General features: G+C 64.6%; 13 protein-coding genes and 2 pseudogenes. 9 read left to right on the top strand and 6 right to left on the bottom strand.

Features of this window, described 5'->3' with window-relative positions:
• The first annotated feature begins 118 nt into the window (after positions 1–118).
• Entirely contained in the window at positions 119–922 is an 804-nt protein-coding gene (locus tag ACZZZQ_RS10405) for an MBL fold metallo-hydrolase (protein WP_311258481.1), read from the top strand.
• A 28-nt stretch (positions 923–950) separates the two neighbouring features.
• On the opposite strand, the gene ACZZZQ_RS10400 is transcribed toward ACZZZQ_RS10405, so the two are convergent.
• Together ACZZZQ_RS10400 and ACZZZQ_RS10395 are read right to left on the bottom strand one after the other, a co-directional pair.
• Positions 951–1130 carry a hypothetical protein gene (locus ACZZZQ_RS10400; protein ID WP_463508114.1) on the bottom strand — a complete coding sequence of 60 codons (180 nt, stop codon included), beginning with the start codon at positions 1128–1130 and terminating at the stop codon, positions 951–953.
• A 192-nt stretch (positions 1131–1322) separates the two neighbouring features.
• A pseudogene (locus ACZZZQ_RS10395) lies at positions 1323–1667 on the bottom strand (winged helix-turn-helix transcriptional regulator); the annotation flags it as partial.
• Positions 1668–1833: 166 nt separating this feature from the next.
• On the opposite strand from ACZZZQ_RS10395, the gene ACZZZQ_RS10390 reads away from it, so the two are divergent.
• Positions 1834–3612, top strand: coding sequence for a helix-turn-helix domain-containing protein (locus ACZZZQ_RS10390; protein ID WP_463499044.1), 1779 nt, complete (start codon positions 1834–1836; stop codon positions 3610–3612).
• Between the two features lie 70 nt (positions 3613–3682).
• Here the strand turns inward: ACZZZQ_RS10390 and ACZZZQ_RS10385 are convergent, their stop codons facing one another.
• Entirely contained in the window at positions 3683–5146 is a 1464-nt protein-coding gene (locus ACZZZQ_RS10385) for an APC family permease (RefSeq protein ID WP_463499947.1), read from the bottom strand.
• A 247-nt stretch (positions 5147–5393) separates the two neighbouring features.
• Positions 5394–6128: a type 1 glutamine amidotransferase gene (locus ACZZZQ_RS10380; RefSeq protein WP_463499043.1), complete on the bottom strand. Its 735-nt coding sequence runs from the start codon at positions 6126–6128 to the stop codon at positions 5394–5396.
• A gap of 192 nt (positions 6129–6320) precedes the next feature.
• On the opposite strand from ACZZZQ_RS10380, the gene ACZZZQ_RS10375 reads away from it, so the two are divergent.
• From ACZZZQ_RS10375 to ACZZZQ_RS10355, 5 genes and pseudogenes are all read left to right on the top strand, one after another.
• Positions 6321–6827, top strand: coding sequence for an alcohol dehydrogenase catalytic domain-containing protein (locus tag ACZZZQ_RS10375; protein WP_463507496.1), 507 nt, complete (start codon positions 6321–6323; stop codon positions 6825–6827).
• Positions 6824–7432 carry a zinc-binding dehydrogenase gene (locus ACZZZQ_RS10370; RefSeq protein ID WP_463507495.1) on the top strand — a complete coding sequence of 203 codons (609 nt, stop codon included), beginning with the start codon at positions 6824–6826 and terminating at the stop codon, positions 7430–7432. The genes ACZZZQ_RS10375 and ACZZZQ_RS10370 overlap by 4 nt, the downstream gene beginning before the upstream one ends.
• Positions 7432–8898: an aldehyde dehydrogenase family protein gene (locus tag ACZZZQ_RS10365; protein WP_311258806.1), complete on the top strand. Its 1467-nt coding sequence runs from the start codon at positions 7432–7434 to the stop codon at positions 8896–8898. Before ACZZZQ_RS10370 ends, ACZZZQ_RS10365 begins: the two co-directional genes overlap by 1 nt.
• 50 nt (positions 8899–8948) lie before the next feature.
• A pseudogene (locus tag ACZZZQ_RS10360) lies at positions 8949–9311 on the top strand (HtaA domain-containing protein); the annotation flags it as partial.
• Between the two features lie 214 nt (positions 9312–9525).
• The gene (locus tag ACZZZQ_RS10355; protein ID WP_311258474.1) at positions 9526–10881 is read left to right on the top strand and encodes an aminotransferase family protein; all 1356 of its coding nucleotides are present in this window, start codon (positions 9526–9528) and stop codon (positions 10879–10881) included.
• On the opposite strand, the gene ACZZZQ_RS10350 is transcribed toward ACZZZQ_RS10355, so the two are convergent.
• Positions 10871–11959: a C45 family peptidase gene (locus ACZZZQ_RS10350; RefSeq protein ID WP_311258473.1), complete on the bottom strand. Its 1089-nt coding sequence runs from the start codon at positions 11957–11959 to the stop codon at positions 10871–10873. The genes ACZZZQ_RS10355 and ACZZZQ_RS10350 overlap by 11 nt on opposite strands.
• Complete coding sequence (locus tag ACZZZQ_RS10345; protein ID WP_311258472.1) at positions 11956–13278, bottom strand: MFS transporter; 1323 nt, start codon at positions 13276–13278, stop codon at positions 11956–11958. Before ACZZZQ_RS10345 ends, ACZZZQ_RS10350 begins: the two co-directional genes overlap by 4 nt.
• A gap of 111 nt (positions 13279–13389) precedes the next feature.
• On the opposite strand from ACZZZQ_RS10345, the gene ACZZZQ_RS10340 reads away from it, so the two are divergent.
• The gene (locus tag ACZZZQ_RS10340) at positions 13390–14259 is read left to right on the top strand and encodes a LysR family transcriptional regulator (RefSeq protein WP_311258471.1); all 870 of its coding nucleotides are present in this window, start codon (positions 13390–13392) and stop codon (positions 14257–14259) included.
• Between the two features lie 161 nt (positions 14260–14420).
• Positions 14421–15242: a pyruvate, water dikinase regulatory protein gene (locus ACZZZQ_RS10335; protein WP_311258470.1), complete on the top strand. Its 822-nt coding sequence runs from the start codon at positions 14421–14423 to the stop codon at positions 15240–15242.
• The last annotated feature ends 20 nt before the right edge of the window (positions 15243–15262 follow it).

Genomic DNA, 15262 nt, shown 5'->3' with positions numbered 1-15262 from the left:
ACAGATCATGCACTGCCGTGAACGCATAGCGAGGAGTGGAATGACCTTGAACATCCGATCGCCGCGGGCTCCGATAGAAGGCCGCGGCACATGACGGCAACAGCAGAAGGAGTACGCAATGAAGATCCGCCAGATCCGCAACGCCACACTGGTCCTGGACATCGGTGACGCCCGTATCCTCGTGGATCCGTGGCTGTCCGTCGAGGCCACCACCGTGTTCCCCGGTCCGACCGTCTCGTTGGTCGTCCCGATGGAGGAGATCGTCAACGTCGATGCCGTCATCCTCACCCACCTACACCCCGACCACTGGGACCCGACGGCGATCGAGAATCTCGCGAGCGAGGTTCCGATCTTCACTCAGCACGCTGCCGACCGCGATCGAGTTCACGACGGGCAGGCGATGATCGTGGAAGCTACCGGAGAGGTCTGGTACACGCACGTCGAAGGCAAGAGGTTCGAGAATGCCACGGTCCTCACGGGCAACCCCGAGTTCAAGGGCGTGAAGATGAAGAAGGTTCCCGGCCAGCATGGTTCTGACTTCGCCGTGCAAGCCGCGTACCAGATCCTCGCCGAGGTGATGGGTGTCGTCCTCTCCTCCCCCGGCGAGAAGACCCTGTACATCGCAGGCGACACCACGTGGAACCAATACGTCGAGGCGAACATCGCCGAGTACAAGCCGGACATCATCGTGGTCAATGCCGGCAACGCGAAGCTCCCGGGCATCGACGACTCGATCATCATGTCGCCGGAAGACGTCGTCAAGGTCTGCGAGGCGGCCCCGGGTGCGATCATCATCGCGAGCCATCTGGATGCCGTCGCCCACGCGACGACCTCCCGCGCTGAGCTTCGCGCCCACCTCGAAGCAATGGGCCTCGCACACCGCGTCCTTATCCCCGCCGACGGCGAGACCATGACGCTCTGATTCCGAACGCAACCTGAAAGGGTGTGAGTCAGGCCGTGAGTGTTGCGGGGCGGAACCAGCCGGTGTACGACGCGGCCAGATCAGGTGCGCCTTCGAACCCGACATCGCCGCGCGCGATCGCGTCCGCGCAGGCGCGCTTGCCCCACCACAGCTCATTGAGCACGCCCGCGTCGACGATCACCGTCAGATCGGGCTGCCGCTCCGGCACTCCGACAGACGCCCGCGAGCCCTCCCGGCCCACATGAATCCAGGCGCTGGAGAGTCGCGAGTCAGGAAACCGGAACGCGAGCGTGAGCTCACTCAGAGGCAGAACCTCTGGGACGATGCCCTGGTACATCTGCCAGATCAACGTCGCGACGTTAACCTCACCGACGGACGTCGGAGGGAGGTGCCAGTCGCGCGCCCATACACCCAGAGCCTCCAGGACCGGACGCAATGCAAGTCCTGACTGCGTCAACCTGTACTCACTCCGACTCCCGGGTGATGTCGCGCCCAGGTGCGAGATCACCCCGATACGCTCGAGGTATCGGAGCCGCGATGACAGCAGCGTTCGCGACAGGGCCGGCAGTCCTCGATGGATCGCGTTGAATCCGGTCGCACCGACGAGAATCTCCCGGATGATGAGGACCGTCCATCGATCGGCGATGAGTCGCGCGCCAAGCGAGACAGGATAGTACTCAGTCGGCGGGAACCAGCCATCAGGGCCACCCTCGGAGTTCGGAACCGCACCACTCGACTCGACCATGAGGAGCCCTCTCTCGGCAATCGCCGCGACGGCGCATCCGGGCCAGAGGCGATCTTATGAGAATCTCACGATCGACCTCGGATAAGATGTGCATCGCGCACACATTGGAGTCGTTGCAAGTGTCAGTCGCACATGTCCGAGACATATCGACGACGTAGATTCTCCGATGGGCCTCGACCTCGGAGGCGCTAGATCAGAAGGTGACACCGTGCCCGAAGCAGAACGCGGAACCCTCGCCGAGCGCCGAGCCGCCGTCCTTTCGCAGCTCGTGGTGTTGCTCACGCAAGGGCGCAGTCCCGCCGAACTCGCCGACGAAGCCGTTCGCCTGGTCGCCGCAGCAACCGACACCGCAGCTGTGTTCCTCTATCTTTGGGACGAGGAGCAAGAGCGGCTCGTGCTCCGCGTCGCAGGGGCGGTTCCGCAGCAGATCGGGGTCAACGAGGTTCGACTCCGACTCGGCGAAGGCATCGCCGGTTGGGCTGCCCTGAGACAGAAGTCTGTGATCATCAACGAACGGCCAGAGGATGACCCGCGTTATGTCGGTGTCGATTGGATCGACGAAGAGGAGTTCAGTTCGGTCCTCGCTGCGCCGATCGCCGATGAGCAGAGTCAGCTCCGCGGTGTTTTCGCCCTCTACTCGCGGAACGAGAATGCCTTCGGTGATGACGAGCTCGCCATTGCCGTTGAGGTCGGGAGGCTCCTCGCCTCAGGGTTGGTGCGTGCCGAGACCGTGACGAGCCTCGCCCGGCAGTCGGCGAGCTCCCACTTCCTTCTGGACTTCCCTACGGCCTCGCGCACATCTCTCGTCCCTGCCCTGGAGTTCGCGGCCGGCCGGCTGCTCGAGCTCCTGAGCGCGGATGTATGTGTGCTCGAGTACATGAGCAGGCGGGAAAGCGGGGCCGCGCCGATCATGTTCGCCTTCCGCTCAGAAGACGGCTCGCATCGCCTGTGGTCTACCCATGCGCGCGCCACTGCGCAGGCGAGTATCGACGAGCATTGCGCCAGCATGGAACGCGCATCTGTCGCACTCGGGATGGGGGCGTCGAGGGGCGTCCTCTCCTTTTACAGGACTTCTCGCTTCCGCGCAGACGACTTCGACCGGCTCGGCGCCCTCGCGATGCAGCTGAGCGTGCTTCTCGAAGCAGTCGACCTCAACTCGGTCGGATCGACTCTGGCGACGCGCCTGCGGTTCACCCAGGATGACGTGGAAGCCGGGAGCATCATCGGCGAGTTGGGGATCGAGGGCTCGATCTGTCCGATTCTGGTTCGCGTCCACTCGGTGCGTGGCGATTGGGGCACTGCGAGCCGCACCCTCAAAGATTCACTCGTGGTCGCGGCGGGGAGCAGATCGGTCGTGCTGCTGGACTCGACCTGGGGTTTGGTGCTCGCCGACGCTCCCGGCGGACGCATCGCGCCCGAGCTCTCCGCCCGCATCCTTCAGACGACACGCCGTGTGGCAGCCGAGGCGGGTCTCGTCGCTTCAATCGGCGTAGGCAGCGTTGCACACTCGTCTGGTCATATCCGTCAATCCCTCACGCACGCACGCGAGGCCCTCGATTGGACCGAGGCATACGACTCCGATGAGGCAGTGACACTCGCTGTCTACGAGGAGGTCAAAGATGCCCTTCCTCTGACGCGCATCGTCGGAAAACTCGCCCCCTCGCTGCTGGACAGACTGAGGACGCTGGAGCCGTTGACGAGGTACGACATCGATCAAGGCTCGCAGCTCGTTCGCACTCTTTCTGTGCTGGCGGGGTGCGGCGGATCCGTGAACGAGACGGCATCACAGTTGGTGATACACCGCAATACGCTACGTCAGCGCTTGCAGCGCATCGAGCAGATTCTCGGGACACCCATCGATCCAGCGATCGACTGGACGGTACTTTCACTCGCGACTCTCGTCGCTGCGGATCGTGTAGACGCGATGCGTGCTCAGCGACACTAGCCGTAAAAGCGCGCATCCCCTGCTCCACCCACAATGAAGGGCAGATCAGGGGACGCGCCTGGCGTGCGGATCAGGCTTCGACGTCTGGACCGCGAGTCGGAACGTCCATCGCGTCCGGCATCTCGTTCTCGTCGTAGATCTGACCGATGCGTTCGTATCGCGAAGGGCTTCGCTTGCGCAGGTAGAGCGCGAATCCGACCCCTGCGAGAACGATCGCGGCGACATACACGGGGATCAAGTTGACGACGACCTCATCAGCACCGGCGAGGAACGGAATGTACGTCACAAGCAGGATCAGCACGATGGCCTGCGCGACCGCCCCGACGACGGGCGCGACCAGCGTCTTCCAGATATCGCCGGCCCCGCTGCGCCCGACCCGGTTGAAGTAGGCGATCACTGCCAGCGATACGAGGAACTGCACGAACACCACACCCGCGGTGCTGAAGATGGGCAGCCACGTGCCCAGTTGCAGAAGCGGGTCCGCACCAACCAGCGCGAACAGCGCGACCACGACCATCGCCACGACAGCCTGCACGCCGTTGGCGACGTAGGGCGACTTGTGCTGTGGGTGCGTGCGCCCCAGCCGTTCGGTCAGGATCCCGTCACGACCCATCGAGAAAAGGTACCTCGACGCGTTGTTGTGGAAGGCGAAAGCGCAGGCGAAGAAGCTGGTGATCACGAGGAAGTCGAGCATGATCCGGATCGGGTGCCAGGTGTACGCATCAGCCAGAACGAAGAAGTAGTCACCCAGCAGGCTTTCGGCCTGACTCATCGACTCATCTCCGAACCCCACGAGCCCGGCATACGCGACGAACGTGTAGAACACGCCCAGCGTGATCACCGCGATGTACGTCGCACGAGGGACCGCCTTCTTCGGATCGGTGGTCTCCTCGCCGTAGATCGCCGTCGTCTCGAAACCGATCCACGACCAGAACGCGAAGAAGAACCCGATGCCGATCGCCGGAGCGACGAGGAACCCGGACGGGTCGAAGACTTCGGGCATCTGCCCCTGGGCACCGCCTTGAACGATGATGGAGGTGGCCAGGATGAAGATCACGAAGATCTCCAACGAGAGCGCGATTCCGAGAACGCGGCCTGCCACGGTCACCTTGAAGTACGAGATGAGCCACATCAGCCCGATGCCGAGGATGCTGCAGATCCACCAGGGCACGTCCCAACCGAGGTAGGTCTTCATCGTCAGGGCAGTGAAGTAGCCGAAGCCTCCGCTGATCGCCGGCACGATCATGCTGTACGCGGCCATCACCGTCCAGCCGGCGCCCAGACCGAGGGGCTTACCCAGGCCCTGCGTGGTGAAGTTATAGAACGCTCCGGCGGCCGTGATCCGCTTGGCCATCTGAGCGAAGCCGACGGAGAACACGAGGAGGATCAACGTCGCGGCGACGTACGTAAGCGCTGTTGCGAATCCCGACCCGTAGGCATACGAGATCGGAATGTAGGTGGAGACGACGACCAGCGGCGCTGCCGCCGCCGTAACCATGAGCACGATAGTCAGGAATCGAATCGACCCTTTCATGAGGTCGGTCGACGACTCGGCGGAACTCCGCTTCGTGGCGTGTGTGGACATTCGGGTTACCTCTCAGTGCGTAAAGCCTGATGTGCGGTCAGCCCCGCTGATGAGTGGGGATCGGGCCCCAGGAGCTCAACTCGTTCTCGGGATTGGAGGCAACGTAGCGACCTTCCCTGAGGTCACCGATGTGATCGGTGACCATCATCGCGCCCCAAAGTGTGCATATCGCATACTTTGGGGCGGCATCCCTCGTTCAGCGTGCCTTCGCGGATGCGACACGGTCACGTACCACGCTCACGAACCGCTGCGCGAGATTCTTGGCGTCGGCACTGATCGTCTCGTCTGCCTCCGTGAACTCGTGGGCCTGCTCATCGATCAGCGACAGCATCGCCTCCGGCACCTCATCGCGCCACTCAAGGAAGCGCTCCGGAGATATCTCTGCGTGAAACTGCACGCCCCATGCGGAGCCGACGCGAAAGACCTGGTTCGGGTACCGGTCCCCGGTGCCGAGGAGAACTGCCCCCTCGGGTAGCCGAGTAACCGCGTCGAAATGTAGAGCCGGCATGTGGAATTCAGCCGGCATATCCTGCATCAGCGGATCGTTTGCGGATGCTTCGAGCATGGAGACTTTCACGACCCCGCTTTCGAGTCCGCGGGCACCGACCGCCACCTCGCCCCCGAGCGCGTCTGCGAGCATCTGTGCGCCTAGGCAGACACCCAGCACGGGGATCTGTGCGGAGACTGAAGTGCGCAGCAGCGACTTGATGTCTGCAAGGTACGGGAACTCACCTTCGTCGCGCGCTCCCATAGCCCCACCCAGAACGATCAGCCCGTCGCCCTCGACCGAGCGGGGGACAAGGTCGCCGTCGAATGGCCGCACGATGCGAAGAATGATGCCTTCGTCGCTGAGCCACCGCCCCATCCGATCGATGTCCCCCTTCACATCGGGTTGGATCACGGTAATCCGGATCGGCTGATCATCACCCATGTCGAAATCCTCCATATTCAGGCCTTCGGCGCCTGTAACCTGAACGCCGTCCACAACGTTCCCAGCATGCGGAGCCGACCGGCTCATTCCATGTCGCTCGCGCACACCGCAGCGGTCCACTACGTGCATCCTGCACGTGAGTGACTCGAGCGTTCACGCAAGTATTCCCTGAGTGAACTTGAAGGGGATGACATGCCACGCATACCGGTGAAGGCGGCGGTACTGAGGGAGCCGGGCGAGCAGCTCGCGCTCGAGACCGTGTACCTGGACGAGCCCGGGTCCGGTGAGGTGCTGGTGCGAACCACGGCGGCCGGCCTGTGCCACAGCGATCTCCACTATCTCAAGGGGACGATGGGCATCTCACTTCCCGCGGTTCTCGGTCATGAGGTTGCGGGAGTCATCGAGCGTTGCGGCCCCGGCGTGAATCGCATCACTCCCGGCGACCGGGTCGTCGTCACCATCACGCCGAGCTGCGGCCAGTGCCCGGCGTGCGTATCGGGAACGCCCACTCGCTGCTCACGCGTCAGTCAGATGCGCGAGCGTGCGGAGCCCCTCCTCGTCGATGAGGCCGGCGAAACGATTACGTCGCTCGGCTCCATCGGGGCGTTCGCCGAGGCGATCGTGGTTCCCGAATCCGCGCTCGCCGTCGTCGGCGCAGACCTCCCCCTTCGGTCGCGGCCCTGCTGGGATGCTGCGTGAGCACTGGCGTGGGAGCCGTGATTCACGGCGCCCACGTCGGTCCCAACGACACCGTCGCGGTCATCGGATGCGGTGGAGTCGGCATGGCGGCGATCCAGGGAGCCCGACTCAGCGGCGCGCGACGCATCATCGCCATCGATCTGCATGACGAGAAGCTCGCGCTGGCGACCCGACTCGGTGCCACGGATGTCGTGAACTCCTCAGACGAGGATGTGCGGAATGCGGTGCTGAACCTCATACCGGGAGGAGTCACCCACGCGTTCGAAGCGGTCGGACGACCGGCGACCGCCGAGCTGGCGTTCTCACTGCTGGCTTCGGGCGGCGTCGCGACGATCCTCGGCCTCATGCCCTCCGGCAGCCAGATCACGATCGAAGCCTCTGAACTCATCGAAGGAGATCGACGAATGCAAGGCGCATACATGGGCGGCAACCGCTTCCTCGCCGACATCGACACGCTCACCGACCACTACCGCTCGGGTCGCCTCGACCTGGACGCGATGGTGACCGGCTCCGTGTCGCTCGCGGGGATCAATGACGGATTCACCGCCATGGCGAGTCGTTCGTCCATTCGAAATGTCGTGGCGCTCGGAGAAGGGACCTGGTGATGTACGAGATCCCGATCGTCGAGACCCGCCTCTACATCGACGGCCAGTGGCGCGTGGCCGCCGACCGGCTCGGCATGCTGCACGACCCGAACTCCGGCGCCGAGCGCACATCCCAGTTGGGCGCCACCGCGCGGGACGTGGACGATGCGCTGCGCGCCGCCGATGCTCTCCACACCTCCCAGGTACTCGACCGCATTCCCGCGGCCATCCGCGCCGCAGCCCTCGAGGCGTGGGCGGATGCGCTCGATGCCCACGTCGAAGACATCGCCGTGCAGGATGCGATCTCCACAGGCAATCCGATCGCGACGACGCGCACGCTCGCGTCTTTCCTCGGTGCACGTGTGCGCTCCACGGCACGACAGACCAATGAGATCGGCGATGGTCACTCGCTCGAAGCGGGAGGGCGTGCCGTTCGGCTGCTGCACCGAGCACTCGGGCCGACGCTGGTGCTCGCACCGTGGAACGCTCCGACGTTCGTTGCGGTCTCGAAGGTCAGCGGGGCGATCGGCGCGGCTTCTCCTGTGATCCTGAAGCCGTCAGAGTGGACACCCAGCGGGGCTCAGATCGCTTTCGAACTGCTGCAGTCCGTGCTGCACGAACACGACTTCCCCCGGGCGACCGCACAGCTCGTCCATGGCGCGGGCGCCGTCGGCAGCGGTTTGGCGAGCGACCCGCGGGTTCGAGCCATCAGCTTCACCGGCGGACTCCCCGCCGGTCGGGCGGTGGCTCGCGCCGCCGCCGAGACACTGGCAGTCGTGCAGCTGGAGTTGGGATCGAACAATCCTGCGATCGTTCAGCCGGATGCCGACATCGAACGCACGGCAGCGCTGCTGATCGCGGGCACAACGCGCCTGAACGGACAGTGGTGCGAGGCGCCGGGCAAGGTGCTCGTTCCGAAGGAGCTCCGAGACGACCTCGTGGAAGCTCTCGTATTGCAGGCCGCCGCGTTGCGTATCGACCACTCGTTCGCGGGCGACAGCCAACTCGGACCGCTCGCCTATCGGGTCCACCACGATCGGCTCGAAGCCCAGCTCGCAGAATACGCCGCCGGCGGTGCGACGGTTCTGCGTGCAGGCACTCTGCCCGATCTGGGCGGATGGTTCTTCCAGCCCGCGATCGTGACCGATATTGATGCCACTGCGGCTCGGACCGAACTGTTCGGTCCGGCGCTCTCGGTGCACGCGGTGGAGTCCGTCGATGAGGCCGTCGAGATCGCGAATCTCCCCGGTGGAGGCCTCGATGGATACGTGTTCGGCGAAGACGAGGAAGCTGCTCTGCAGACGGGTTCGCGGATACGCGCCGGTGAAGTCCGGATCAACGGCACCTTCATGGCCGACCTCGCCGATGGCTCAGAGCAGACTTTCTGGGGCAGCGCGGGCGTCGGCGGTCATGACCCCGCACACGGGGTGGCATTCTCCCAGGGACGCCGCGTCGTCGGAGTGGATGCGATCGACCTTCCCGTCTGATCCGGGATGAGCATCCGCACAAGCAATCAGCGCAGGAAAGCAGGAGCAGCATGAGCATCGACGGAACGTCTCGCGCCTCGGCGCCGGCCGACGAAGGATCACCCGCGGCATCCCCTTTCACGGCCAGAGCAGACCTGGGTTTCGCGTGGAGCGTGAAGGACAGCTTCCTGCAGTACATCCGCGGAATGCGCGACGGAGACATCGGCTGGAATGCGGGAGCGGCGGTCACGAGCACCGGCGAGTTCTTCTTTCCCTTGGCGGGCGTCGCGCACGTCGGGGAAACGATGATTCTGTCGTTCCGCGGCACCGTGAGCTTCACGGCACACCACGGCCTCCTGTCCGTCTCCGTGAGCCGACCTCGGATCACCGTCGGCGATGGGCTGGCCCGCCTCACCACCGAGGTGGGGGAGTCGAGCAGCAGATCGCCGCGATCGACCTGCCTCCGCGCATCCACGACGGAGACGTCACCATGTGGCTCAACTGCGCTGTGCGCCTCAGTGGGGTGGGACCTGAACACTTCGGCGGATCGTACGCAGAGGGAGAGCAACTCGCCCCTCTCACCGTCCGCATCCCCACTCGTTCATTCGCCAACGCCGCCACGACCACCGAAAGCGAGAAGCACGACTGATGATCGAGCTGCCCTCCAGCGCACTGCTCAAGCAGAACATCCGCGAGCACTACCCCGAAGTGACTCACGGCAGTGGCGTGTACCTCTACGACACGGACGGCAAGGTGTATCTCGACGGGTCCAGTGGTGCGATGACGGCCAGCATCGGACACGGCGTCGCCGAGATCGGCGACGCGATCCGCGCCCAGGCCAGCGGCGTCGCTTTCACGTACCGCACGCAGTTCACGAACGGGCCTGCGGAACAGCTCGCAGAGCGTCTCACCGCTCATGCTCCGGGCGACCTGGACTTCGCGTTCTTCGTCAACAGCGGGTCCGAAGCCTCCGAATACGCCATCCGCACAGCCGTGGGGTACTGGCGGGAGAAGGGTCTTCCGCGGAAGACCAAGATCCTGGGCCGTGGAACCAGCTACCACGGCATGACGATGGGTGCGCTGTCCATGTCTGGTCACGCTGCCCGTCGTCCCGACTACGGTGATCTGCTGCATCCGTTCGCCGTCGCGCCCCCCGCCCACGCCTGGCGTTTCGCCGCTGACGGCGAAACGGAGGAAGCGTACGGACGCCGCGTGGTCGCAGAGTTCGAGTCCGCCGTGCGCGCCGAAGATGTTGACACGGTTGCTGCGGTGATCGTCGAGCCCATCGTGGGAGCCGCAGGCGGAGTACTCGTCCCACCTGTCGGCTATCTCGCCGCGCTGCGTGAGATGTGCGACCGCCTCGGTGTGCTGCTGATCGTCGATGAAGTGATCACGGGTATCGGGCGCGCTGGAGAGTGGTTCGCGTGTGGCGGCGAAGGAGTCGTGCCCGACCTCCTGCTCCTGGGAAAGGGCATGAGCGGTGGCTATGCAGCGGTGGCGGGAGTGCTCCTGCGCCGGCCGATCGTCGAGGCTTTCGCGATCGGCAGCGGCGTCGCCCCGTTCGGACATACCTTCTCGGGAAATCCGCTCGGCGCCGCCACGTGCCTGGCTGTGCTCGACATCCTGGAACGCGAAGACGCGTTCGACAACGCTCGACAGCGCGGACGGCAGCTCGAGTCTGGGCTGCGCGAACTCCAGGCCGTGCACCCACGCATGGCAGACATCCGCGGTCGGGGCCTCCTCTGGGGCTTCGAGTTCGTGACGGATGCCGAATCACTGCGCACCCCTGATGTTTCCCGGAATGCGGCGGGGGCGTTCGTGCGGCTCTGCAGAGAGCACGGACTGATCGTGTACCCCGCGGGGATCGCTCCGTACAACAACGCCATCATGATCTGCCCTCCGCTCACCATCACGGAGGAAGAGATCGTCGACCTCCTCGATCGCCTGTCCGCCGCGCTTCCGGCGATGGATGCGCTTCTCGATGAGTGGACGTTCAGCGACTGATCGCTTGCGGGCGACGTGGGAACAAGTCGCGCCAGGGCAGGTCACCCGCCACGGCCGGGGCTCCGTCCAAGATGCTTATCAGAGGGCCCAACGGGTCGATGGTCGCCGTTGCCAGCGTTCGCCATCTCAATCCGAATCGTGCATCCGATTCTGGGACGCAACACAGGTGCGGTTCGCCGGGGCCGGACAGCAACAGCGGAACCAGCTCGCTCGGGCTGAACGGCGACTCCGTTTCGTCAGCCCGCTCGTCGATCAACTGCAATCGCGCATAGGTGTCGTCGCCGAAGCTGCCGGGATTCTCGCCGGATACGAGCCCATCGCTCAGAAAGTGGTTCGTGTGCGCGAGATGGCGCTGTGCCCCCATCTCGATGACGGCGATACCCACCGGGCTGAGTTCCACGGTGACGGCTCGGTGCGGATCGATCAGGGTGATCGCACTCGAGCTGGCGATCGGAGCGGAGCGAAGCAGGTCGATCGCGTCTGAGACAGTCGCCGCGGTTTCCAGGATCGCTGCGAGCAGAAGGTGAACCGGCACCCCGCTCACCTCGTCACTCGCGCTCGAGAGGATGTTCAGGAACACACCCAGCCCGGCATCGTTCACACCGATCTTGGCGAGGATTCCATGCTCGGTCAGCCCCACGAAACTCCGGGCACTGCCATGAACCGTCTGGGTATGCCAGAACGAGGAGAACTCGTCCTGCCAATCCCACGTTTGAATCCCGACGGGACCCCGAGCGCCCCGCTCACGGACCAGCACGGAGCACTCGGCCGGCGACATGGCGGTGGACTGGGAGATGATCTCGGTCCGACCGTTCAACGCGATCACCTGCCATGCTGGGATGCCTGCTCCCGCCGCGATACCGTGCATCTCGTCGACGTACCGGGAGTCCCACTGCGCCGTGTTCTTTTCGATCCGCGAAGCCAGTTCACGCACACGGTCGGTGTCGAGCCCCCCGATCGCGAACAGCGACAGGTATCCCCCCACGACGTCACCCAGCCGTGTGCTCAGCGCGAGCCCGCGACTGCTACCGCGCGCGTAGGAGGGCCCGCCCGAGACCTCGAGATGCTCTCGTGTCACTTGCCGGACACCCCTTCGTGTGCCGCCTCCGCGACGAGCGAAGCCTGGCGCCGGTAACCGACGCGGTAGAGACCGATGACGCCACCTGTCGTCGCCAGCAGCAGCGCGACGTAGTAGGCCATCACAGCCCACGGGTTGTTGCCGGAGGCGTTCAGGATCCACTGGGCGACCAGCGGCGTCGATCCCCCGATCACCGACGAGCACAGTTGATAGGCGAGTGAGACTCCGGAGTACCGCAGCTCCGGCGGGAACGCGTAGGCGAGGAAGCTCGCGTACACGGCGAAGTAGATGGTGACGCCGGCGAACGAGACGTACAGCATCACAGCGATGAGTACGACGTTCGCGCTGTCGATGGCCGCGAAGAACGGCACCGCGAAGACCAGTGACAGCCCGAGCCCGATCAAGATCACCCGCAGTCGACCGAACCTCTGTGCCGCATGGCCCGCGAGCCACTGTGCGATGAACTGCACGACCGTGGCGCCGACGAGAACGTTCAGTATGACCTGACGCTCGATACCCAGGGGGCCGGTCGCCCAGGCCAGTAGGAACGTGTTGGTGAAGTAGGCCATTGCAATCGCGATGACCGATGCCGCGATTCCCAGCACGAGCACGAGAGGGGCACGACGAAGCACGGCAAGCGCCGGAGCCTTCTCGACGTTTCCTTCGGCCTTCGCCGTGACGAACTCCTCTGACTCTTGAAGCCGGAGCCGCAGAACGATGCCGACGACGACTAGGATCGTCGAGGCGAGGAAAGGGATCCGCCACCCCCACTCGAAGAACTGCTCATCGGGCAGCATCCCCACGAGCGCGAACGATCCGGTGGCCAGCAGGGACCCGACGGGACTCCCCTGCTGCACCCATGCGGCCGCGATCGTCTTGCGATCCGGAGCTGCGTTCTCGGTGGCGATGAGGACAGCGCCACCCCATTCGCCTCCGACGGCCAGCCCCTGTGCTGCGCGCAGGACGACCAGCAGAATCGGCGCAAGGATTCCGATCTGCGCGTATCCCGGGAGCACTCCGATCAACGCCGTCGCCGTGCCCATGAGCAGCAGGGTCACGAGAAGCACATTCTTGCGACCGACTCGGTCGCCGAAGTGTCCGAAGATCAACGCCCCCAGCGGCCGAGTGAGAAAACCGACCCACAGCGTGGCGAAGGAAGCCAGCAGCGCGGCGCCCGCATCTATCTCAGGGAAGAACACGCGGCCGAAAACGAGCGCACTGGCCGTGCCGAACACGAAGAAGTCGAACCACTCGAGCGAGTTGCCGATGAACGCGCCGATGACCGATGTTCGTTCGCGGCTGGTCGAGCGTCCTTGCATAACCGTTCCCCTTCGAATGCGCACGCGTGTCGGTGCGATGTTGATGAGTCTCGGGGAGAGCAGGCCATTACGTCCAATGAATAATAGGACGGTTGGCGATAACCTGCGGGAATGGATAGTCAAAGCCTCACCTACTTCGTCGCGGTCGCGCGGCTCGGCTCGGTGACTGCAGCAGCGAATTCCCTGCACATCACACAGCCCGCTGTGTCGAAGAAGATCGCTCAACTCGAGCACTCCCTCGGAGCCGCCCTCTTTCGGCGGATGCACACGGGAATGGCGCTCACCGCGTCCGGTGCGACCCTCTTCAGCATCAGCACGAGCGTCCTCGAGGCGCTCCGACGAGGCGAAGCCCTCATGCGCTCGAAGCACGGTCAATCCTCATTCGTGATCGCGTGCCCACCCACCACGGCAGACCTGGTGATCGCCCCGTACATGGCCGACCTCAACCCACCGGTGGTCGACCTGCGACTCACCGAAGCCCCCGATATCAACCATGCGATCGAACGTGACGCCGACCTCGGCGTGAGCTCGATGCGACCCCCGAACGATCGAGCCTCGCTCTGCGTCGCTGACATTCCGATCACTGTTCAGCGGCCCGGCAGTTGGGGCGATGCGAATCCAGTGGATCTCGACTCCCTCCACGATCAATGGCTCATCGTTCCCCGCACCGGCGTGCAGCCCGCAGTGCGCGAACGCCTGTCGACACCATCACGTTCGTGGCTCATGCGAGATGCCGCGACCGGCACCGTCGCCCAAGCGCTCGCGGCAGCCGGGCATGGTTGGGCTCTCGTGACGGAACCGGCTCGTTTCGGCCTCCAGTCCGCCCCCGCGCATGCGGCAGGTCAGCCGCTGCAGATCTCGCTTTACGCCTCCTGGGACAGGAATCACTACGCTGCCCCGCAACTAGAGGAGCTGGCCGTCCAACTACGCGGGCACATTCAAGACCATGTGCCGTGGCAGGCTCCGCACCCGCGGACCTGAACCCGGCAGGGTCGCCGTCGCACGAGCGCCACGTCGACCGAGTCTCGCCACGCGGCGCCCTCCACCTGTGGAGCCGATGCACAAGCAGGTGAGGAACGCAGTGCGCCGCGCACACATCCGAAACATTCGCTTCCACGAGGGTGGTGGCGAGGTGATAGCCGATGACGACTCCTTCCCGACCACGCATGGTGTTCTTCGTATCCGACAGCACTGGCATCACGGCGGAGACCCTCGGAGACGCGTTGCTGGCGAACTTCCCCGACTTCGACTTCGTGCGCCGAACGATGTCGTTCGTCCAGAGCGTGAAGGAAGCGCACCAAGTCGTCGAGACGATCCGTCGCGTCGCGGCAGAACAGGAACCACCGATCGTCTTCTTCACCGTGAAGGATGCCGAGATCAGCCGCGCCTTCGCCGACGTGCCCGCGGTGCGGATCGACCTGTTGCGAGGTCATCTCACTGATCTCGAGGCCGCCCTCGACGCAACCTCATCAGAGGGCTTCGGACGCTACCACTCACTCGCCGATGCCGAACGGTACTTCCGCCGCATGAAGGCGATCGAGTACACCATCGAGCACGACGACGGACAGAGCTACCGGGCTCTCGAGCACGCCGAGGTGATCATCATCGCGCCGAGCAGATGCGGCAAGACCCCCACGTCGATGTACCTCGCGCTGCAGTACGGCCTTCGCGTCGCCAACTACCCGCTGACAGACGACGACCTCCCTCACGAGGACCTGCCTGGCCGCATAGCTCCGTACGCCGATCGCTGTTTCGGGCTGACCACGACTCCTCTACGTCTGAGCCAGATCCGGCACGAGCGACGACCCAATTCGCACTATGCCAGCCTGCCCCAGTGCACCGCTGAGCTGCGGCGTGCGGAGAACCTCTATCGCAGCACGGGCATCCCCTTCCTCAACTCCGCCACGAAAAGCGTGGAAGAGATGTCCGCTGTCGTGATGCAAACCCTGAATCTGCGCAAGTGACCCCGTCGAAGGAGACCACC

It is taken from the genome of Microbacterium sp. AC132, from assembly GCF_979258525.1.
The sequence above is the reverse complement of the archived record's forward strand: the minus strand, read 5'-3'. Positions and strand labels throughout refer to the sequence as shown.